At 48.3% G+C, this 22,876-nt stretch carries 17 protein-coding genes; 5 read left to right on the forward strand and 12 right to left on the reverse strand.

Annotated elements, in window-relative coordinates; genetic code table 11:
* Window positions 1-127: 127 nt before the first annotated feature.
* Genes hemW through lepA form a run of 3 tightly spaced genes read right to left on the reverse strand, consistent with a single transcriptional unit; the run spans window position 128 to window position 4,100 of the window.
* Entirely contained in the window at window positions 128-1,333 is a 1,206-nt protein-coding gene (gene hemW / locus EIH22_RS00190; RefSeq protein WP_124053779.1) for a radical SAM family heme chaperone HemW, read from the reverse strand.
* Complete coding sequence (gene trmB, locus EIH22_RS00195) at window positions 1,326-2,240, reverse strand: tRNA (guanosine(46)-N7)-methyltransferase TrmB (protein WP_235001705.1); 915 nt, start codon at window positions 2,238-2,240, stop codon at window positions 1,326-1,328. The genes hemW and trmB overlap by 8 nt, the downstream gene beginning before the upstream one ends.
* Window positions 2,241-4,100 carry a translation elongation factor 4 gene (gene lepA, locus EIH22_RS00200; RefSeq protein WP_124053780.1) on the reverse strand — a complete coding sequence of 620 codons (1,860 nt, stop codon included), beginning with the start codon at window positions 4,098-4,100 and terminating at the stop codon, window positions 2,241-2,243.
* Between the two features lie 161 nt (window positions 4,101-4,261).
* On the opposite strand from lepA, the gene EIH22_RS00205 reads away from it, so the two are divergent.
* From EIH22_RS00205 to rpsT, 3 genes are all read left to right on the forward strand, one after another.
* A complete protein-coding gene (locus EIH22_RS00205) occupies window positions 4,262-5,590 on the forward strand; it encodes a UTP--glucose-1-phosphate uridylyltransferase (protein WP_160148984.1) in 1,329 nt (442 codons plus the stop codon).
* Window positions 5,587-6,144, forward strand: coding sequence for a type II toxin-antitoxin system PemK/MazF family toxin (locus tag EIH22_RS00210; RefSeq protein WP_124053783.1), 558 nt, complete (start codon window positions 5,587-5,589; stop codon window positions 6,142-6,144). Before EIH22_RS00205 ends, EIH22_RS00210 begins: the two co-directional genes overlap by 4 nt.
* 330 nt (window positions 6,145-6,474) lie before the next feature.
* Complete coding sequence (rpsT, locus tag EIH22_RS00215) at window positions 6,475-6,747, forward strand: 30S ribosomal protein S20 (RefSeq protein WP_124053785.1); 273 nt, start codon at window positions 6,475-6,477, stop codon at window positions 6,745-6,747.
* A 113-nt stretch (window positions 6,748-6,860) separates the two neighbouring features.
* Here the strand turns inward: rpsT and galE are convergent, their stop codons facing one another.
* The 6 genes from galE to EIH22_RS00245 all read right to left on the reverse strand — a co-directional run bounded on the left by galE (window position 6,861) and on the right by EIH22_RS00245 (window position 15,388).
* Entirely contained in the window at window positions 6,861-7,826 is a 966-nt protein-coding gene (gene galE, locus EIH22_RS00220) for a UDP-glucose 4-epimerase GalE (RefSeq protein WP_124053787.1), read from the reverse strand.
* 136 nt (window positions 7,827-7,962) lie between these two features.
* Complete coding sequence (gene pntB / locus EIH22_RS00225) at window positions 7,963-9,393, reverse strand: Re/Si-specific NAD(P)(+) transhydrogenase subunit beta (protein ID WP_124053789.1); 1,431 nt, start codon at window positions 9,391-9,393, stop codon at window positions 7,963-7,965.
* Between the two features lie 2 nt (window positions 9,394-9,395).
* Window positions 9,396-10,928, reverse strand: coding sequence for a Re/Si-specific NAD(P)(+) transhydrogenase subunit alpha (locus tag EIH22_RS00230; RefSeq protein ID WP_124053790.1), 1,533 nt, complete (start codon window positions 10,926-10,928; stop codon window positions 9,396-9,398).
* Window positions 10,929-11,102: 174 nt separating this feature from the next.
* Window positions 11,103-12,068, reverse strand: a complete 966-nt coding sequence (gene holA, locus EIH22_RS00235) for a DNA polymerase III subunit delta (RefSeq protein ID WP_124054652.1) — start codon at window positions 12,066-12,068, stop codon at window positions 11,103-11,105.
* A gap of 7 nt (window positions 12,069-12,075) precedes the next feature.
* Window positions 12,076-14,406: a ComEC/Rec2 family competence protein gene (locus tag EIH22_RS00240; RefSeq protein WP_124053792.1), complete on the reverse strand. Its 2,331-nt coding sequence runs from the start codon at window positions 14,404-14,406 to the stop codon at window positions 12,076-12,078.
* 10 nt (window positions 14,407-14,416) lie between these two features.
* Complete coding sequence (locus EIH22_RS00245; protein ID WP_124053794.1) at window positions 14,417-15,388, reverse strand: helix-hairpin-helix domain-containing protein; 972 nt, start codon at window positions 15,386-15,388, stop codon at window positions 14,417-14,419.
* Between the two features lie 147 nt (window positions 15,389-15,535).
* Between EIH22_RS00245 and EIH22_RS00250 the strand changes: the two genes are divergently transcribed.
* Window positions 15,536-17,314, forward strand: a complete 1,779-nt coding sequence (locus tag EIH22_RS00250) for a helicase HerA-like domain-containing protein (protein WP_124053796.1) — start codon at window positions 15,536-15,538, stop codon at window positions 17,312-17,314.
* Window positions 17,315-17,437: 123 nt separating this feature from the next.
* Here EIH22_RS00250 and EIH22_RS00255 read toward each other — a convergent pair whose 3' ends face one another.
* Entirely contained in the window at window positions 17,438-18,415 is a 978-nt protein-coding gene (locus EIH22_RS00255) for an aldose 1-epimerase (protein ID WP_124053798.1), read from the reverse strand.
* 141 nt (window positions 18,416-18,556) lie between these two features.
* Window positions 18,557-21,448, reverse strand: a complete 2,892-nt coding sequence (leuS, locus tag EIH22_RS00260) for a leucine--tRNA ligase (protein ID WP_124053800.1) — start codon at window positions 21,446-21,448, stop codon at window positions 18,557-18,559.
* Between the two features lie 186 nt (window positions 21,449-21,634).
* On the opposite strand from leuS, the gene EIH22_RS00265 reads away from it, so the two are divergent.
* Window positions 21,635-22,072: an HIT family protein gene (locus EIH22_RS00265; protein ID WP_124053802.1), complete on the forward strand. Its 438-nt coding sequence runs from the start codon at window positions 21,635-21,637 to the stop codon at window positions 22,070-22,072.
* A 29-nt stretch (window positions 22,073-22,101) separates the two neighbouring features.
* Here the strand turns inward: EIH22_RS00265 and EIH22_RS00270 are convergent, their stop codons facing one another.
* Window positions 22,102-22,767, reverse strand: a complete 666-nt coding sequence (locus EIH22_RS00270) for a vitamin K epoxide reductase family protein (protein ID WP_124053804.1) — start codon at window positions 22,765-22,767, stop codon at window positions 22,102-22,104.
* Between the last annotated feature and the right edge of the window lie 109 nt (window positions 22,768-22,876).

The raw sequence follows: 22,876 nt of genomic DNA on the forward strand, positions 1-22,876 counted from the left end.
TCGACGGTCCCAGTGGCTCGCGATCTTTATTTTTTATTTTATTTACTCGTCGATCATACATAAATAACGAATTCCTAAGAAAATGCGAATAAAAATTTGTTGATCTGACTTTCTTTTACCTTTATCACTACCACAATGCTCGAGTCACGGTGTCGGCGAGAAGACGGCCTTTCCTCGTCAAGATAAGGCGTCCATTCAATGCTGGTTTCGGATCAATCAGACCATCGCTAATAAAACCGGCAACTAAATGTGCTGAAATATGTTCCGGAATATCAATACCAGTAGAAAGCCGAATACCCATCATAATTGCTTCTTCTCGTTTCTCTGCGTCCGTTAGGATTTCGCGTCCGGCAGCAGGACTCATCTCATGTGTATCTCCCCTCAGCTTTTGTGCATAAACCAAAGGATGCTTCACATTCCAAAATCGAGTTCCATTGATATGTGAGTGAGCGCCCGGTCCGTACCCCCACCAGTTGGAATTCTTCCAATAGTGGAGATTATGGCGGCATTCTTCGCCCGGTTTCGACCAATTCGAAATCTCGTACCACTCCAAACCTTGAGAACTAAAAAGCTGATCCGCCAGTATATATTTTTCGGCCAATTCATCAGGATCAGGTTCGATGATTTCACCACGTTTGAGCTGTGCGCCCATCTTTGTTCCTGGTTCAATCGTTAAGGCATAAGCCGAGATATGATCCGGTTCCAAAGCAAGTGCAGTATCCAAAGATTCATTCCACTGCTCCATCGTTTCACCCGGCGCACCGTAAATCAGGTCAAGTGAATATCTCAGTCCAAGCTCACGTGCCCATGTCACCACTCGTTCAACTTGCCCCTGAGTATGCACTCGATCAAGTGTTGTCAATACGTTCGGCACCGCTGACTGCATGCCAAAAGAAATCCTAGAAAATCCAGCATCGCGAAGTCGTTGAAGATACTCAAAAGAAACAGTTTCCGGATTTGCCTCTGTTGTGATTTCAGCGCCCGTAGCAATGCCAAAAGTATGTCGCAATTCATCAACAACTGCCACCAGAGCTTGAACATTTACCATCGTCGGAGTACCGCCTCCGAAAAATACCGTCTTCAAGGGTCCTGGCTTACTAGTGGAACTAAGCACCTTTGCTGATAGTCCAATTTCACGTCGCAAAGATTCGTGGAAATCTCCGACTGACGCACCCGGTCCAAAATCAACATTGGTGTAGGTATTAAAGTCGCAGTATCCGCAACGCACCCGGCAAAAAGGTATGTGGACGTAAGCAGAAAATCCGTCGGCGACGTCGGGATGGGGTAATGACCCGTCTGGTGGCGCGGATGTACCCTCAGGTAACTCAGCCAAGGGCTTTCAAACCTCGCCTTGAGCTCGGAGGGCGTTCTCCTCCACGATCAGCAAGAACGGTTTCGCCACGAGCAATTGCACTAACCCACGGATCTTCGGGAATGGTTTCCTCATCTTGCTTAACTGAGTTTCGAACGGCTAACACGTCATGGACGCTCCTACCGGCTTCAATTCCACGCTCTTCAAAACGTGTCATAACGCGATCGGAAAAACGCGGAGCAAATCCACCTCGATATACACCTTCGTCAGCAGCATCGGGATTCTCACCCGCATAAGCATTGGAGAACCACGGTGATTCTTGAATCACATCACGCATCTGCCACGCATAGTTATCCCAATCGGTGGCCATTCTCCAGATACCTGCAGGTTGCAAAATTCCGGCGACTACGTGCGCAAACGTGGGAGAAACAATGCGGCGCTTGCGATGTTTCTTCTTTCTCCAGGGGTCTGGAAAAAAGGTCCACACTTCTGAAGCATATTGACGTAAAGATTCGTCGGCCTCGGTACCAAAAATAATTGGGAGAGCCTGAGCAGCGTCTAACTCTGCGATTTTGACATTCGAAAGGTTTTCGCGAGCAAGAGCGTTTACACAACGCGCCACTCCGGGTCCCCACGCTTCACACGCAAGAAAGTTCTTTTCAGGGTAAAGCTTTGCCGCATGCACGAGTTGTTCACCCGATCCAGGACCAACTTCTACTATCAGTGGAGCTTCGCGTCCAAAGAGCTCGCTTAGATCTATACGCGAACCAGGAGCGATGGTTGCTTGCCCCACTCCAGGTTCGAAAGGAACTAGGTAGTCGGCTCCATGTTCTTCCATTACATGTTCGAATTTATCCCCGAGTCGCTTCCCACGCAGGGAAAACGACATAATCCGACCGTAGTTTGTGGGGCGTTCTTCGTTCTCCACTTATTTCTTCTTACTTTCAGGCATTTCCGAACTCAATGCAGCAACAAACGCTTCTTGGGGAACATCGATTCTACCGATCGATTTCATGCGCTTCTTACCTTCTTTTTGCTTTTCAAGGAGCTTCCGTTTACGGCTAACATCGCCTCCGTAACATTTTGCCAGCACGTCTTTACGAAGCGCACGGATGGTTTCTCGCGCAATAACTCGAGATCCAACTGCTGCCTGGATCGGAATTTCAAACTGCTGGCGAGGAATTAGCGTCTTGAGTTTCGACGCCATATCCACGCCGTAGGCGTAAGCACTATCGCGATGCACAATAGCTGAAAATGCATCGACAGTTTCATGATTGAGTAAGATATTAACCTTAACCAGGTCCGCAGCCTGTTCGCCTTCTTCCTTGTAATCCAAAGAAGCATAACCCTTCGTACGCGACTTAAGTTGATCGAAGAAGTCGGTGACGATTTCAGCTAACGGAAGCTCATATCGAAGCTCAACACGGTCTTCTGAAAGGTAGTCCATCCCCTTCATATTTCCACGCCTTTGTTGGCACAATTCCATCACTGTTCCAACGTAATCCTTAGGAGTAAGGATCGTGGCATCTACAAGCGGTTCAATTACCTCTTTAACTTTTCCTTCTGGAAATTCAGACGGATTCGAAACTTTAACTTCTTCTCCCGCGTCGGTAATAACGCGGTAATTCACGGATGGCGCAGTTGCAATCAAATCTAGATCGAATTCACGGGCGAGGCGTTCAGTGATAATTTCGAGGTGGAGCAGTCCAAGAAATCCGCATCGATATCCGAATCCCAGTGCAACAGACGTCTCCGGTTCATAAGTCAAAGCCGCATCATTGAGCTTGAGCTTATCTAGAGCATCTCGCAATGCAGGGTAATCCGAGCCATCAATTGGATAGAGACCAGAGAATACCATCGGTTTAGGATCCTGATATCCGGAAAGTGCAGATTGTGCTGGTTTTCCAAGGTCTGTAACCGTATCTCCAACACGCGATTGACGAACGTCTTTCACGCCGGTGATCAAATAACCTACTTCACCAACACCCAATCCACGCGAAGGAATTGGTTCAGGTGAAATAACACCGATTTCCAAAAGTTCATGGCTTTGCTTGGTTGACATCATTTGGACGCGTTGGCGTGGACGAAGCATACCGTCAACGACGCGCACATACGTTACGACGCCACGGTAGGTATCGTATACGGAATCGAAAATCATGGCGCGAGTTTCGGCGTCGGCATCTCCTACCGGCGCCGGAAATTCAGCAACGATGCGATCAAGAAGTTGATCAACGCCTTCGCCGGTCTTCCCTGATACACGAATACAGTCATCTGGTTCGCAGCCGATAAGGGAGGCCAGCTCAAGGGCGTATTTATCCGGATTAGCAGCCGGTAGATCAATCTTATTCAGAACCGGGATGATCGCCAAGTCGTTTTCAAGCGCCATATAGAGGTTAGCCAAGGTTTGCGCTTCAATCCCTTGAGCAGCGTCAACAAGTAAAATCGCGCCTTCACATGCCGCCAAGGACCGTGAAACCTCGTATGAAAAGTCCACGTGTCCGGGCGTGTCAATCATATTGAGAGCAAAAGCTTCACCATTGACAGTCCATGGCATACGAACTGCCTGGGACTTAATCGTGATTCCACGTTCACGCTCAATATCCATACGATCAAGATATTGCGCGCGCATATCACGCTCCGACAGCACGCCGGTCAATTGAAGCATACGATCAGCCAAGGTCGATTTACCGTGATCAATATGGGCAATAATGCAGAAATTCCGGATCTTCGCCGGATCGGTTGAAGCCGGCTCAATCTGCTTAATCTGCTCTAACGTACTAACAGGCACGAAACTCCTCTACTTGTGTTTACTACCAAGGCTACCAGTGGGTGAATCCTAGCCCGAGTTTTCCTCATGTGATTTTAACATCCGCACGAAAATATTTATCACTGGGCTTAATGGGCATCAATGCTAAAATTCTAAAAACCGACGAACGAAGGATTAGTGGGATGGATGCACTGGACCGTTCCCTCCAAAAGCTCATGGACGACGGCGCAGGACCGGTTACGACGGCGGTGTTTGAGTCGTATTTCAAACAGCTACGAGACGGAAATACCGGAATCATTCCCGAAGATTCAATTGAGCCTCTTCGAAACGTCGTCGCACTCAAAGATATCGAAGTCGACAGCAAACGTGCACGCGAAGCACTCGGTAAAACGGTGTTTCTTAAGCTCAACGGCGGACTTGGTACGTCAATGGGACTCTCACATGCCAAGTCTCTCATTCCTGTTCGAGATCAGATGACTTTTCTCGATATCATCTTCGCCCAGGTGCGCGCGGCTCGAAACCGAAGCATGTCTCAAATTCCATTAATTTTCATGAATTCGTATCGAACCAATCAAGATACACATTCGTTTTTCCCTGAGGACTTACGAATCTCTGACCTCACGTTTGATTTTATTCAGAACAGAGAGCCTCGTCTCCTTGTCAACACACTTGAGCCGGTATCCTGGCCAAATGATCCGGAACTTGAATGGTGCCCACCAGGTCATGGAAATATCTATACCTGCCTAGCCGAAACGACGCTCCTTACCGAGCTTTTAGAGGCGGGTTATACAATACTTTCAATATCTAATGTTGATAACCTTGGAGCTTTTCCTTCTGAGCTTCTTGCGAGTTGGTTTGAAGATTCGGGTAGATCGCTTGCCCCTGAAGTTTGCAAGCGCTCTCAAAACGATCTCAAAGGCGGACATTTAGCAACGGACAAAAGAAATGGAACAATCATACTTCGAGATTCCTCCCAGACATCTCCAGAGGATTCCCCTTATTTCAGTGATCCTACGCGTCACCCCTTCTTCAATACGAATAACCTGTGGTTCAACATCGAAGCATTACGCGATTTGTTGCAGAGAACAGGTGGAGTTCTAGATCTACCACTTATTCGGAATCGTAAACACGTAGTTCCAGCAGATCCTAAGACTCCTGAAGTATTCCAAATCGAGTGTGCCAGCGGGGCAATAGTCAGTCATTTTGGGGATGCTTCGCCAATCTTGGTTGAACGAGATCGATTTATTCCGGTTAAGACGACGAATGACCTTTTCGCTATTCGTTCCGATAGCTATACCTTTGACGAACATTTTCACCTTAAGCTAGATCGAGACGAGGCACCTACAATTCTTCTAGATTCAAGGTATTTTGGAATGATCAGTGACTTTGAAAAACGCACGAAGATTTTGCCATCTACAAAGAATCTTGAGAGCCTCGAAGTATTTGGAGACTACACATTTGATGGAACAGAAATGTTCCAAGGTGCCGTAACTATTGGAGGAGCACAATGAATTTCCGTCCCTTGCTTAAAAGACTGATCCGAACACTTGGCGCCTCCGTAGTTGATGAGCTGATTAGCAATAGACCTACACAGCAAAGGCACAATAATCCAAGCTCCAACCACGGTGGAACACGCGCTTCGATTCAGAAAAACACCGTTCCTTGGAATTTTTCTCAAGATGGTCTTCCAAATTTTTCTTATACCCCGGATGGAGACTCGCTGCCCGACCCAGGTGAAGTGGTCTGGACATGGATTCCATTCGAGGAAAACAACGGTCAAGGAAAAGATCGCCCCGTGTTAGTAGTATCTGTTGATAACAACAATGCAATTTGCGCCCAGATGACTTCCAAGGATCATGCTCACGAATCACTATACCGAGACGAATACCATCGCTGGTGGTTGGACATTGGAACAGGCAATTGGGATAACCAGCGTCGGAACTCGGAAGTTCGCCTCGATATTCTTTGGAAAGTTCCATTGAGCAAAATCCGAAGAATTGGTGGTACCTTGGACGAAGACCGCTATGAGCAAGTCACTCATGCATTATCTAAGATCCATAGCTGAATCCATAATTCCGATTATATTTTAGGCGCACGGGAGATTCTTGCCACTCAAACTAGTTGGTGCTTTATAGTTTCCTAGTTGGTGCTTTACACCTTCGAATTTGGTAAAAACCAGCAAAATTTCGTGAGCCGTTCCACCACAAGAATCCCTTTGTATCATTGGAAACCCTTGTAAAAACTGGTAGAGTTTCTTTTTGGACTTTGCACCTGGTCGGGTCGCAGGTCCGGCCTGATCCATAACCACGGGTGTCCCCACGCCTGGCAGTCCGGAGATGGCAACCCCTCACCGACCATATCCGTTCGCATAAGCGAAAAATCGAAAGAGTTAACAGTGGCAAATATTAAGTCCCAGAAGAAGCGCATCAAGACCAACGAGAAGCGTCGCATCCGCAACAAGGCATACAAGTCTGAGCTAAAGACCCTCGTTCGTAAGACGCGTGAAGCTATTGCAGCAGGTGACGCAGAGACCGCAGCATCGGAGCTCCGCATCGCAGGTCGTAAGCTGGACAAGGCTGTATCTAAGGGTGTTATTCACAAGAACCAAGCCGCTAACCGCAAGTCGAAGCTTGCTAAGCAGGTTGCAGCTCTTAAGAACAACGCCTGATTCGATAGCTTTCCGTTAGAAAGTCTAGGATTCCTTAAACTTGCTAACGCGAACTTTTGGGGTGGCACGGATTTCCGTGCCACCCCAAACTCTTTTATTAAGTTAGCTCGATATTAGCTGTGCAATCGTCTAGATTCCCAAGCCGAGCGAACCATATCAGCAAGTGAATGACGCATCTTCCAGTCAATATCTCGTGAAGCGGCAGTGCCATCAGCAACTATTCGAGCCGGGTCCCCGGGACGGCGTGGCGCAATGATCGGATCAAAGGCGATTCCAGTCACCTCAGCGATTTCAGCCATTATTTCCGCAACTGAAGAGCCCCGACCAGAACCAAGGTTGTATGCCGGCAATAATTTCACTCCCTGCTCGAGTACCTGAGCTGCAGCAACATGAGCAATTGCTAAATCTGCCACGTGGATATAATCCCGAATGCAAGTCCCATCGGGCGTAGGGTAATCATTGCCGTTAATTTGTGGAACTTGACCATCAAGTAAACGATCGAAAACTATAGGGAAAAGGTTGTGCGGGCTTCGGTCATAGATTTCAGGGTATCCAGAACCAACAACATTAAAGTAACGCAGATTTGTAAATTTCCAGTCCGAGTCAATCGCACACATATTTTGAGCGAGCCACTCCCCTATGACTTTTGTTTGTCCATACGGAGATTCCGGTGCCAGCTCACACGATTCAGTCACTACGTCCACATCTGGGGTTCCATATACCGATGCAGAAGAAGAAAATACGTAGTTGTGTACTCCTGCTTGATGCATGGCCGAAAGAAGACTTACTAAGCCCGAAACATTTTGAGTGTAAGTATGGAATGGTCGTTTAACCGATTCACCTGCGTACTTGTATCCTGCAACAGAAACTACACCCGAGATCATATTTCGTTCAAACACGTGGCTTAAAGCGTCTTCATCAAGAATCGAGCCCTCAATAAAAATCGCACCATCTGGAACGAAATCTAAGGAACCGGTTGAGAGGTCATCATAAACAACTACATCTATGCCCGAATCCAGAAAGGCTCTAGCAACGTGTGACCCAATATATCCTGCACCACCCGTAACGAGCCACGTCATGAATTCCTCACCTTCTAAGTGCTCACAGCGTTAAACCACTTCTATCTAATCAAATTCTGATTGTAATAACAATGGACTTGGGCGGGGTTTCGCTTTTATTTGCAAACCCCGCCCAAGGTAATCAACGGCTGAATAATTACAACGCCGAGATAATTTGTTCTACCGATGCCTTTGCATCTCCCAATAGCATCTGGGTGTTCTCATTGAAGAACAACGGGTTTTGAACACCCGCGTAGCCAGCATTGCCCATCGAACGCTTAAATGCAACGACGTTCTTTGCCTCCCAGACCTTAAGAACCGGCATGCCTGCGATTGGCGAACCTGGTTCTTCTGCCGCCGGGTTAACCGTATCGTTTGCACCGATCACCAGTACGACGTCGATATCGGCGAAATCGTCGTTAACCTCATCCATCTCTAGGACGATGTCGTAAGGAACCTTGGCTTCAGCAAGAAGCACGTTCATATGTCCTGGAAGACGACCAGCCACTGGATGGATACCGAAGGTAACCTCAACGCCCATAGCGCGGAGCTTCGAAGTTAAATCGGCAACCGGATATTGCGCCTGTGCAACAGCCATTCCGTATCCAGGAGTAATCATGACCTTGCGAGCATCCTTGAGAAGCTGTGCAACATCCGCCGCAGTCGTCTCACGGTGCTCGCCGTAATCACGATCGTCGGCGGCAGCAGCGCCGTCGGAACCAAAGCCGCCAAGGATCACCGAGACGAAGGAACGGTTCATAGCCTTGCACATGATGTAGCTAAGGTATGCACCTGACGAACCAACGAGCGCGCCGGTAATGATAAGAAGATCATTACCCAGGGTGAAACCTGCCATTGCCGCAGCCCATCCCGAGTAGGAGTTCAGCATAGACACAACAACCGGCATATCACCACCACCGATGGCAGCAACAAGATGGGCACCTAGAGCCAAGGCAATGATCGTGAGAAGAATCAACGGGATAAGACCCATGGCCACCGAACGCGTGTAAGCAAACCAAATAATCAGAGCGATGCTGAGGACGATCGCACCGAGGTTTAACCAGTTACGTCCTGGAAGCGTGAGAGGTGATCCCTTGATGCGAGCCGATAATTTTAGGAATGCAATGATCGAGCCCGTGAGGGTGACAGCTCCAATGAACACTGCAAGGCCGACTTCACCCATATGAAAAGCATTTTCCACAGTGTCTGAACCTGGCATGATGAAGAAAGAGTTATAGCCAACCAAGACCGCTGCCAAACCGACGAAGGAGTGCAATAGAGCGATAAGTTCGGGCATTCCGGTCATTTCGACCTTCTTTGCCTTGTATACGCCGATAGCTCCACCGATCCCCATCGCCACTAAAATAAGGAAGAAGGATGCAGTGGATTGATCATCAAAAGCAATTACCACAAGCACAGTGGCAAGAAGCGCAACGCCCATTCCGATGATTCCGAATAGGTTTCCGCGGCGTGCGGTTTCCTGCTTCGATAGACCCGCTAGAGCCAAGATGAACAGGAGTGCAGCCGAAATATATGCCAGTGACTGCAGATCCAGTGCACTTTGTTGAAATGCTGAATAGATTTCCATGCTTAGCTCCTCTGGAACATCTTGAGCATTCGGTGGGTTACTGTGAAACCACCAAAGACGTTAATGGAGGCAACAACGATTGCGAAGAAAGTCAGAACCTTCACTGCGATCGAGTCTGCCGGGACTTGGAGTAGCGCACCTACCACGATGATTCCAGAAATCGCATTGGTAACCGACATCAGCGGAGTATGCAAGGAATGCGTCACTGACGTAATTACGTAGAAACCAACGACGACGGCAAGCGCAAAGACAATGAAGTGACTGGTCATTCCGGGAGGAGCTGAAATAATTAAACTAGCAAAGAGCACACCGACTACCAGCATCCACCAATTCTTTGCGAACCAACTCTTTTCAGGCTCAGGTTCGGCTGGAGCTACGTTAGCCACTGGTTTCTTAGCCGCTGGAGCTGCAGAAACTTGCACTGGAGGTGGCGGAAAAAGCACATCATTATTCAGCGTCACAGTCATTTGACGAACAACTACGTCATCCAGATCTAGGTGGAGGATTCCGTCCTTTTCTGGAGTGGTGAGCTTAAAGAAGTTCACAAGGTTCTGACCGTAAAGCTGTGAAGCCTGAGCGGGTAAACGACCTGCAAGGTCGGTATAGCCAATAATCTTCACACCGTTTTCGGTGGTAATTACTTCACCAGGCACGGTAAGTTCACAGTTACCGCCGTTTGCCGCAGCCATATCGACGACCACAGAGCCTGGCTTCATATTGGCTACTGCCTCAGCATCAAGCAAGATTGGTGATTTGCGACCGGGAATATTTGCCGTAGTAATTACAACATCCGAAATCGATGCCTGTTCGGCATAAAGTTTAGCGGCCGCCGCAGCTTGATCCGCTGTCATTTCTTTTGCATAGCCATCAGAAGACTCTTGAGCAGGCGCTGGGATTGCTACGAACTGCGCGCCCATGGATTCAACCTGTTCAGCCGTTTCATCACGAACATCAGTTGCATTTACAACTGCACCCATTGAATTCGCTGTACCGATTGCGGCGAGACCAGCTACGCCTGCACCGATAACATAGACGGTTGCAGGTGGCATCTTACCTGCAGCAGTTACTTGGCCCGTAAAAAGACGCCCAAATTGAGCTGCAGCTTCAACAACGGCACGATAACCTGCGATATTTGCCATTGAGGAAAGAACGTCCATCGACTGTGCACGCGAGATACGCGGAACCATATCCATAGCCAAACCGGTAATGCCACGCTGAGCAAGTGCCTGCAAAGTATCAGAATTGCGGCCCGGCGCCATTCGAGCGATGAGGGTCGCGCCCTGCCTCATTTTGTCGAGGTACTCGGTTGGCGGGGTGTCAAGAGCAAAAACAATGTCTGAATCCCAGACCTCGTCCGTATTTACAATTGCGGCACCAGCTTCTTCATACAAGTGATCTGGGAAACTTGCACGGTCTCCCGCTCCCTGCTCAACCACTAATTCGTAGCCAAGTTTTATCAGTTTCCCAACTGTATCTGGAGTGGCAGCCACTAGCGACTGTGAGGCATGAGGCTCACGCGGTACACCTATCTGCACAGTGTCTCCTTAAAATGGAAATGTCGAGAAGCGCTTGTTATTTCGCTTCCTTTGGACCACTTCTAAGGGTAGCTGAGATTTGTCTCTTTATCGAGATATTTTACGGCGAGCTTCGGGCACGAACATATTTTTAATTTCCGGAATCATCTGGATATTAATGCATAATCCGGCTGTTTATCGAAGGCGTCGAGCACGTCCCACAGCCAAGATCGCTCGCTCAACCGCATAGCCGGGATCTCTGGAAGCACCTTTCACATCGGCGTCTGCACGAGCAATCTCAAGGATCGCCTGAGCAAGTCCTTCTGCACTCCAATACCGCAATTCGCGTTTTGCTCGGTCGCGTTGCCATTGTTTCATAGAGTCATTTACCCCTAATTTGGAAGACCTCATTCCAAGCACTAAAGCCATCGAACGGAATTTCATGGCTAGCGAAGAAACAATACTCACAGGTGAGGTACCCGTACTCATAGCGTGGCGTGCAAGCTCGACGGCGCGTCCGACGTCGCCGATCACCAATGCATCCGCGACCTTATAACCGGTTGCCTCGATACGGCCAGAAAAATATTTGTGGACGTCATCTTCGTCGATATCTCCAGAGATATCGGCAAGGAGCTGGTTAGTTGCTGAAAGCAATTCGCGTAAGTCAGATCCGAGTGCATCTACTAATGCCCCAACCGCCAGCTTAGACATTTTCCGCTTCTGAGCAGCAACATCTGCCATCACCGCATTTGCCTTGGCTGAAGGCGAAGAAACAGATTCTATCTTGACGGCCGCAACACCCAATGTGTTAAGGCGATCAAGGAGTTTCTTTCCGCGAACTCCACCATTATGCCGAAAAATGACGACGACGTCAGGCTCGGGGACATCAAGGTAGCTGAGCGCATCGCTTAAAAACGTGTCAGATGCCTGCTCAGCCTGTGGGATTATGACGGCACGCGGTTCACCGAACAACGTTGGCGTAGTTAGAAGCTGTAACTGACCCGGTTGATAGGTGGATGCGTCCAGCGAAGCAATATCAGTATTTGGATCGCGAGCGCGTAGGCGTTTCTTCAAGCTGTCAATAGCTCGATCCGCATATACCGGTTCCGCTGATTGAATTAAGATCAGAGGCTCTAATTCGATTCCATCCCACGCTGTCATAGTGTCATTATTCCATGCCTTGGCACGAAGCTTCGACTCCGTCTTTTCCAATTCGAATCTCCCCACATTTTTGCGTCGTGAGATAGAGCGGGGCATCCCAGATCTCGCGGGCACGCGCCGTCGGGTGCCCATAGTCGTTCTCTCCTACAGACACCAAGCTTATTTTAGGTGCAGTTTTCTTGGCTAAAGATTCCGATTGGTCTTTTGATCCGTGGTGTGAAACTACTACTACATCAACTCCTTGAATGGTCTGTGCCAATGTATCTTGAGATTCTTTAGGAATATCACTGAGTATCAACACTGAAAGTGAATCAGTTTTTGCTTCTACAACGATTGAGTCTCGGTTGGAGTCATCCGCACTACCAGCCAGTTTAGAAGGATGAAATGCTCGTATCCAGCCACGAAGCTCAACAGAATTTCTCACCTCAGTAATCGGAATATCTTTCGCGTGAATCAGCCCAAGTGCTCTATTTGAGTTTTTGAGAGGATTCCTGTTCGCACTTACCCATACCTCTTTGACTTTTACAGTGCCTAGCAAGCCATCCAGTCCACCCACGTGGTCTAGATCGAAGTGACTTAGAACTAACACGTCAATAACGTTAATCCTGTTATCCATCAAACAGCGTCGGATTGACTCTGGGGTTGGTCCTACGTCTACTACAACTATCTGGCTCTCGCGTCTTAGCACTGCAGCTGATCCTTGGCCCACGTCGCATTGGATGATTTCCCAATTCGAGCTTCGGGTTTCAATAGGAAGTGAAATAATCCCGCAAACAAAAAATATGGCTACCAATATGCCGCCTCGAAACACTCGGTCTAATCGGATAGAGAGACCTCGTAGCACAATGAGTGAATTTTTGTGTGGTAGGTAGCGGTGCACCAGAGTTCTCTTCAGTTGGGTTAGCCGCTGATTATAGAAAATCAATATTGCAAAAACCAGGTATAAGAGAAACACAATTGTGGGACTACAGTGAGAACCCGGCAAACCTTTAAGGAGGTTGACGACGGCGATAATCCAGTAACATCCCCAGGAACTAATCCATACCAACGGGATTGCTAATAGTGCGTGAATATTAGTGATCACCAGTGATGCCAATCCAAAGATCGTCAGTGGAGTGATGACAGGAGAAATCAGCAGATTGGCTAATACACTCCACACGGATAATTCTGGCTGAATAGCTATGATGATTGGAAGTGTGCCGAGAGAGGCAACCAACGGGATAGCTATCATTTGGGTAAACCACTGAGGGAAACGCACCGCTAGTGTGCTTGAAAGTACATGCCCAAAACTAACGATGGCAAACGTGGCTGCTACGGATAGTGCGAAACCAATTTCTCGCGCCAAGTTTGGATCCATAAGACAAATGATCATAATTGTTGTTGCGAGGATTGGAATCGCATCACGGGCTCGTTGCAAGGCAATACCGATCAACACAAACACAGACATCACAAAGGCACGAATAACCGAAGCACTGCCGCCGACGATGATTACCATGACAGATACAACACATAGCGTTATCACCGCGGTAATCCAAGGTTTACGTCTTCCCACGCCAGCAAAGACCAGCGCTAGCACAATCGAGATATGGGTACCGGATACAGCTGTTAAATGCGAAAGGCTCAGGATTTTCATCTGCTCACGGAGTTCAGTAGAAATCTTCGAATCATCTCCAACGATAATTCCTTGTAATAATGCCGAAACGTCTGGAGGTTGCTGAATATTCGTGAGCACCTCGATAAACCGCAACCGTACCGTATTTATTGCTCTGTCAGTGAAATGAGGTGGATGCACTATTTCAACTTTTTCAGCTTTAACCGTGGTTGTGCATTGCCCTGATAATCGGGAAGTCTTTGCCACACCGAAGAATGAAATCTCACTGCCTTGTGGAACCGCCTTTAATTCTTCTTCATAATCTACGAGGCAAACCGTTTCAGCGGAGCGTTTTCCATCAACTTCAATATCTTCTATCTCCCACAAAACCAGGTGGCTCCCTGGTTTAACAAAACGCTGCCCTACCCAACCTTTAGCATTTACTTGGCGGTGTTGATGAGCTGCAACTGTAAGTGGATCCCGCTGATAAACATTTTCTCGAAAGGAATTAAGGAAGATTCCTACCATAGCCACAAGAAATACGGCAACTACCACTGATATACACGATGAAGCTACTGGTTTATCACCTCTTACACGTATTCCGATTATAACGCTCCACACCACGGCCAATGATCCAAGCATGATCGGTAAGACCCTAGATATCACTCCTATTCCAGCGACGGTTAGACCAGTTGCAGTAAATAACCAAAGTGCTAATGCCGGAAAGACTAGTCGATAATCATGCATTACTACGTAATCACACAGTCACAAAAGGCTTAATTTTATCGAGAGTCTTGGGCCCGACACCATTAATTTCTTGCAACTGTTCTATGCTCGTAAATTTCCCATGCTTGTTGCGCCACTGAATTATTTGTTGCGCAGTAACTGGCCCAATTCCTGCTAAAGAATCAAGATCTGCTTCGGTGGCCGAATTAAGAGATATTTTCTTTTGCTGTGGCTGTGAGGATGGATAATTGATCGTCCCTTCCTTCGATGCACCGTCTATTCCAGTCCCGTCGCTGTTTGATCTTTCTCCCCGTTTAGGAATATGAATGTGTTCCCCATCAGTAATTGGAGCTGCTAAATTCACAGCAGTCGCATCTGCATCCTGCGTCAATCCTCCTGCCGCACTCACTGCGTCATTGACTCGGGAATTTGGGTTAATTCGAACTACCCCTGGTGTTTGTACTGCACCAGTAACATAAACCAACATAGTTGCACCAGATATTTTTGAGACATCCCCGCCTTCATTTTTACTAACGAGAACATTTTTTCCGCTCTCATCTTTTGGTGAATTATCCTTGGTAGAGCTTCCCTTTTCGTTCGGAGGTAAAGACGATTCATTCTTGAGAGTTCCCTCAGGAATCGGCGTAATAGAACGGTCACTCGCGGCTGTCGCACGTGCGATTGTAATTCCCATTGCTAACACGACGACAAGTACAAAGACCCGGAACGCAGAGCCCTTAAGGGCAAATCTGTTCTTAGGAAGCATTCGAGTATTTGCAGATACGTCATCTCCAACAGATGCTAAAAACGCTGATTCTTTAAAACCTTGAATTCTTTCATGAGCTGGCCATGCATCATGGGAGCCCCTCACCTCCCTTAAACGTGAACGGGGACTACGATGATGCAGACTATCCCCGACCGTTGTTTCTCCCTCACCTGTGTTTATTTGGCGCGTCTTGCTGGGGGTACTAATATTGTTCAGTCGCGGTGGTGGTTCAAACATGGAATAAGTCTGCAAGATACGAGAAACGAAAAAAGAACTATGTGTGTTGGTTGTGGACACTGCCCACGTATTTTCGTTTGTGGACAAGAATCATTTATTTCTTTCCACCCCTCGCAGATACTTTCAATACCGAAGTAATATAAGACCATGACGAATCAAAACGAAGCTGAACTCGCCCGCCTTAAGGCAGCGGCGCTCGCGGCCGAAGCCGTAGCAGCAGAAGCACGTGCCGCTGCAGCAAAAGCAGAACTTGAAGCAGCTATGGCTGGTTCCACACCGGTATCACCTACAACAGAGGCACCAAATGAATCTGCCCCGGCAAAGAGTGATGCTCCTCAGCCACTCGAGCAGGCATCTTTCCCTGACGAATATTCAGGTATCGTCTCTGATGGATATACCTTTTCTACTCCCGTCCTAACCATAGGAAGCTACCTGCGTGATGGTGAAGTAGATCCAAACATTCGTATTTCGCTTCCTCTGGCTATGCTCAACCGCCACGGATTGGTTGCCGGCGCAACAGGAACCGGAAAAACTCGTACCCTCCAGCTCCTAGCCGAAGGAATGTCCGACGTCGGTATTCCTGTTTTTATCACCGATATCAAGGGCGATCTCACCGGTTTAATCGAAGCTGGAACTCCAACCGAAAAACTTCTTGCTCGCGTTTCGCAACAAGGTCAAGACTGGAAACCCTCAAGCCATCCAGTTGATTTCTTTACCCTTGGCGGGCAGGGCACCGGTACTCCGATTCGCACTACTGTTAGCGATTTTGGACCAATCCTTTTGGCGAAAGTCCTTGGTCTGAATGAAACCCAAGAATCGGCACTATTGTTGATATTCCATTGGGCAGATACAAACCGTTTAGCTTTAATCGATCTAGGAGACCTCAAATCCGTCGTCACTTACTTAACCTCTACGGACGGTAAGTCACAACTGGCGGAAATCGGTGGGATTTCGGCTACTACAGCCGGCGTTATTTTGCGTGAAATATCTGAGCTACAGAGCCAAGGTGGAGATTCGTTCTTCGGCGAACCCGCATTCAACGTCAACGATTTTCTTCGCATTGACACTGATGGTCGTGCAGTAATCTCCTCTCTAGAACTCCCAGACATTCAAGGGCAATCTTCGCTCTTCTCTACATTCATCATGTGGCTGCTTGCCGAACTCTTCCAAGTTCTCCCCGAGGTTGGAGATGCAGACAAACCAAAGCTCGTTTTCTTCTTCGACGAAGCGCACTTGCTGTTCACCGATGCAACTCCCGAATTCTTAAAGCAAGTAGTTCAAACTGTGCGCCTTATTCGCTCAAAAGGGGTGGGCATATTCTTCGTAACTCAGTCTCCAAAGGATATTCCTGACGACGTTTTAGCACAGCTCGGGGCTAAAATTCAGCACGCACTTCGAGCCCACACCCCAAATGATGCGAAAGCACTGCGAGAAACCGTCAAAACCTATCCGACTTCCCCACTTGACCTCGAGAAACTTCTTCCGTCTTTGGGAACAGGTGAAGCAATCATCACGCTTCTTGATCCTAAAGGAAGGCCGACGCCAGTTGCTCCAGTTCGTCTTTGGGCACCGAGCGCGAATATGGGAATGGCTGATCCTGCGACTGTTAATTCACATGTACATGCTTCCCCGCTCTTTGAACGCTATAAGAATGCAGTAAATCCAGAATCCGCAACCGAGCTACTAGAAGCACGAATTGCACAAGAGGCAGCTCAGCGCACTTCGCTGAAAGAACTAGAAGAACAGGTTGAAGCAGAAAAGAAAGTAGCCGAAGCCGAACAAAGGCGATTGGAACGTGAAGCGGCTGCAGAGCAAAAGCGGGCAGAACGCCGCCGTGATTCGCTGGTTGATTCAATCATGCGAACCGCTGGTCGAACGATCACCCGTGAAATCACACGCTCACTCTTTGGCACGCGTCGCCGCTAATAATGCACGGCTAAATAGAACTAAACCTAGTTACGCTGTTGGGGTGGACAACCTAGATGGTCCACCCCAACAGCGTAAGTAGAATCTAAATTTGCGATATCTCCTGAAACTATCGACGAAAAATTAAGCAGAATAAGTCAGCGTTGCAGTCAACTGACGGTTCATACCTGGCTTCAAACGAACACTAGCCTTAGAATCCGCACGATTAAACGCATCCGGCACATGCGAAAGAGGTTCTAGTGCGATAGATGCGCGCGAATCACGTGGCAGTCCATCTGCGGTAAAGACGTGCACTACTGGAGCATCCGCAGGCTCTTGGGTCAGGGAAATCATACTCTGGCCGGATAGATCGCGAATCTTGGTAACAACTACACCATCGTCGTCTGGAATCAAACCACGGAAAGATGCATCGATCTTTGTTGCACCGATATAATCAACTTCAACTGGGGCTTTAACGCCTGCATAGGCAGCTTCACCAGCGCGCGGGATGAGGTCACCATCCACCAAGATCTTGGTACGAGCCGGAATTTCTAGCGAAGAATTAGAGATTGACTTATTATTTGGAAGCTTTACGTACGGATGCCAGCCCACAGCCAATGGAATATCGGCTTCTGAAGTGTTGCGGGCATTGATAGTCACAGAAAGATGTTCTTCATTTTCAGCACCCGATTCAAGAGAGAATGTCACTTCAATATTAAAAGTGAACGGATAACCTTCCGCCCCTTCGAAGTCGCATCCCAGCGTCAAAGTATTGCTCGCATTAACCATTGAGAAGTCGAGGTCAGCAACAAGCCCATTCAATGCATCATTTTTATCATCAAATGGAAGTTGATAGGTCTCACCATCGAAGTTGTATCGACCAAGTTGAATTCTGCCAACCCATGGAACTTGAATTCTTGACCTTGAAGACGCCGCATTAATCAGTTCTTCGGCAGTTTGGTAACCGTCAATAACGTCAACTCCCGGCTCTGGCTGCCACGAAATCAGCGTTGCTCCTCGCTCAGCTACAACCGCACGAGCTCCCGAACTCGCCTCAATCTGCCATGCAGGCATACCATCGAAATCAATTTTTTCGATTTGAGCGATATGTGAACCCGCCATCTCCGGTTACCTCCCCTTTTATATCGAAGTGAACTTACTCTAGCTTACTCTATACTTGACCGCCGAGCCTAGAGAGGTTGGTTGAGTCCACTTTATGGACTCAACCAACCTCTCCTCGTCTTCATTCCGCGGTTACATTAATTACGGAACAATATTGACCAACTTCGGTGCACGAACAATGATCTTGCGCGGTTCACCCTGTAAAAATGCCTGTACTCGTTCAGACTCCAGAGCCAATTTCACGAGCGATTCTTCGTCGATATCTGCCGGGACTTCAAGACGATCACGAACCTTGCCTTGAACCTGGACTACGCAGGTAACGGAGTCGTCCTTTAACAATGATTCGTCGGTGACCACTGGGAACGGTTCACGTGTAATCGATTCGGTGTGTCCGAGCTTTTGCCACAGTTCTTCGGCAATGTGTGGAGCAACCGGAGCCACCATTTTAACAATGGCTTCCGCAGCTTCTCGTGGGACCTCAACTCCGGTAAGGAAGTTGTTGAGCATGATTAGCTTCGCGATTGCAGTATTCACGCGCATATTGGCGTATTCAACTCGCACATCTGCGATCGTTCGTGCAAGTTGCTTCGCCGTCTCGCCCTCGACTGGCTTATCAACGACGATTACTTCTCCTGTGGCCTCATCAACGATGTTTCGCCATAAACGTTGCAAGAATCGCTGTGAACCTACCACGGCACGAGTCTCCCATGGACGTGAAACATCAAGTGGCCCCATCGACATCTCATAGAGTCGGAAAGTATCTGCACCGTAGACTGCACACATTTCGTCTGGAGTGACGATATTCTTCAGCGACTTACCCATCTTGCCGTACTCACGATTAACGGGTTCACCGTTCCAAACATAGGAAACTTCACCTGAACCATCACTTGCGGCAACTTCTTCAACCTCATCAGCGGGCACATACTGACCACGCGAATCAGTATAGGCGTATGCTTGAACATATCCTTGGTTGAAGAGGGTGTAGAAAGGCTCGCACGAAGAAACATAGCCAAGATCAAAGAGCACCTTGTGCCAGAACCGCGCATAGAGCAAGTGAAGAACCGCATGCTCCACTCCTCCCACATAGAGATCAGCACCTCCTGCAATTTTTCCTTCGCGCGGACCCATCCAGTATTTTTCATTCTCTGGGGCGATGAAGGCATCGTCGTTGGTTGGATCGACGTAGCGCATTTCGTACCAACATGAACCTGCCCAGTTTGGCATGGTGTTTGTATCGCGCTTGTACGTTTTCACTCCGTCGCCAAGATCAAGCTCAACATTTACCCAATCCTGTAAGCGGCCCAATGGCGGTTCTGGTTCAGAATCGGCATCGTCTGGATCAAACGAGCGTGGCGAATAGTCTGGGGTGTCAGGCAGAGCGACTGGAAGCATCGACTCGGGCAAAGCATGAACCTGGCCCTCGTCGTCGTAAACCACTGGAAAAGGTTCGCCCCAGTAGCGTTGACGGCTAAAGAGCCAATCACGCAAACGGAATGAAACCGTTGCTTGACCAACGTTATTCTTAGCGAGCCACTCTACGATGCTCGCTTTCCCAGCATCTTTATCCAAGCCATTAAGCGAAATTTCATCGTTTTCTGAGTTGATAATAAGGCCGTCGCCAGTCCATGCCTGATCGTCGCCAAAATCTTCAGGCGCCTCAATGGTACGGATAATTGGCAAGTCAAACTTCGTAGCGAAGGCAAAGTCACGTTCATCATGGGCTGGAACCGCCATAATTGCTCCGGTTCCGTAGCCCATCATGACGTAGTCACCAGTAAAGACGGGAACAAGCACCCCATTTACCGGGTTAGAAGCAAAGATTCCGGTGAATACGCCGGTCTTTTCCTTTTCAATATCGGCACGGTCCAGATCGGACTTCATCGAAGCTTGTCGTTGGTATTCAGCAACCGCTTCGCGAGGGTTAGCTGCTTCACCAGTCCAAGCTTCCTTGGTACCCGCTGGCCAGGTAGCCGGAATATTTTCCTCAGCAAGCATCGGATGTTCAGGTGAAATTACCATAAAGGTTGCGCCAAAAAGCGTATCTGGGCGCGTGGTGAAAACAGTAAGAGTTTCATCGCCACACTCGTGATGAGCAATGAAATCCACATCAGCACCATGGGATTTTCCGATCCAGTTACGCTGCATTGAGCGAACTTTTTCTGGCCAATCAACAAGATCGAGATCACCAGCTAGACGATCGGCATACTCAGTAATACGCATCATCCACTGACGCAGTTCACGCTTAAAAACTGGGAAGTTTCCACGCTCAGAACGCCCCTCGGCGGTCACTTCTTCGTTCGCCAATACAGTACCTAGGCCAGGCGCCCAGTTCACTGGGGCATAATCGATGTAAGCGAGCCGGCGGCTGTTAATAGCTTCGTTACGCTCTACCAATGACATCTCTGCCCAAGTTTTACCCTGCGGAGTTTCAATAGAACCGTCTTCATAAGCAGCAATAAGCTCAGAAATCGGGCGCGCGCGACCGACGGTGCCTTCAATGCGACCAGGGGCATCGGCGTCGTACCAGGAATTAAAGATCTGAAGGAAGATCCACTGCGTCCACTTCACGTAATTCGCATCGGTAGTGCTAATCGAACGGCGTTTTTCATGGGACAGACCAAGCCGACGAAGTTGCTTGCGCATATTCGCGATGTTTTCTTCCGTAGTGTCACGAGGGTGCGCTCCAGTTTGAACAGCGTACTGTTCAGCAGGCAGACCAAAAGCGTCATATCCCATCGTGTACAAAACGTTTTTACCCTGCATACGCTGATAGCGTGCGACCGTATCAGTGGCAATATAACCCAGTGGATGCCCTACGTGGAGGCCCTTGCCGGATGGGTATGGGAACATATCGAGGAGAAAATACGGATCGGCCGATAGATCTTGTGATGAATCTGCTAGCTCACCTACTGGATTTGACGCGTTAAATGTGCCGTTCTCATCCCAATAGTTCTGCCATTTAGCTTCGATTTCATTAGCAAGTTCAGCAGTGTATCGATACGGAATCGCTGCCGGCGCTACCTCGTTGCTCATATTTCTCCTTGAGTTGATCGGATATGCCTTAATGATAGACCAGCATTCGCCTAGAATTCACATGCGTTCACGGGTTGACGCATACTTCACCTGCGTACGAGCTTTACAGGCAACCTTGGCTAATCACCCTTTGACCCACCTCGTGAAGTCCGCCGTTCGCGTCCGCAAAGCAATATACTGGTGGGCATGAGCGTATTTACAAAGATTATTGATGGCGATCTTCCCGGAAAATTTGTTTTTGCCGACGACGTTTGCGTTGCATTCGCAACAATTGAGCCAGTTGTACCCGGCCACGTTTTAGTTGTACCACGCCAAGAGGTTGATAAGTTTACCGACGTCGATCCAGAAATTTTCGCTCGTATGGCAAACGTCGCGCAGATCATCGGCAGAGCTCAGGAGCGCGCATTCCATACCGAACGTACCATTGTTTCGATTCTTGGGTTTGATGTACCACACACTCATATTCACGTTGTTCCTGCAAACGCGCATGAACATGGTGAACTTGGAAAGGCAAAACCCGCTTCGTCTGAAGAACTTGATAAGGCAATGACGAAGCTACGAGCAGCGCTGGTAGAATTAGGGTTCGGCAAATTCGTTCCAGAGGAATTAGGCTCGCTTAACTAAAGCTATGCTAGCTTAGCTCATTCTTCACGTCAGAAAAGAAGTTGCCAGTCTTGCCAGAACCATACAGCAAGTAACGTGAATAATACGGCATAAACAATTGAGGCGATCACAAATCGATTGCGAACGATTGCTTTTCCGAGTGGTACCAGCTGATTGGATAGATGCCCTGCCTGTGCACTTCTCCCCCAAATTGTGATGGACAGCGGAATCATACAGAGCCAGATCACCATGCAAAATGGGCATAAAGAGCGGGCAATAACTAGCGATTGATACATAAACCACAGCACCCAAATCATACCTGCAACCATTGAGATTGACAGTACAATCCAGATATTTCGATGCAGTTTTGAGCCTGTGAGTAGGGCGATTGAAAGAGCCGTGAGAGCAGCGAAAAAGGCGAGTCCAATTACCGAGTTAGAGATTCCAAAGAAAACTTCGTTTTGCCAGGTACCTACCCATTTTCCACATCCGATAAGCGGATTCACATCGCATACCAATGCACTTTTTGGGTCTTCCAATTTCGACTTCTCAGACATAATCAAGCCAAGAGAGGCAACGGATGCAATAGCTGAGAAAACCAACAAAATCCAAGCGGTCGAAGCGTGTGCGCCGCCACTTCGCTGATTTAGATCCGAATCTCCACGCAGTTTCGCTAAGCGGAGATCGATTTGTTCATCTGTTAATTCTTGGTTCATCGGAGAAGCCAATCGCTAAAATCTAAAAAATATTACTGGTATGGAAGCACCCTATCGCTACCGTGATCCATCTCGTAATAACCGCTTAAGTCTATCGATCACAACCAAA

Origin of the sequence: Arcanobacterium ihumii, from assembly GCF_900604515.1 — a bacterium.
GTDB lineage: Bacteria > Actinomycetota > Actinomycetes > Actinomycetales > Actinomycetaceae > Arcanobacterium_A > Arcanobacterium_A ihumii.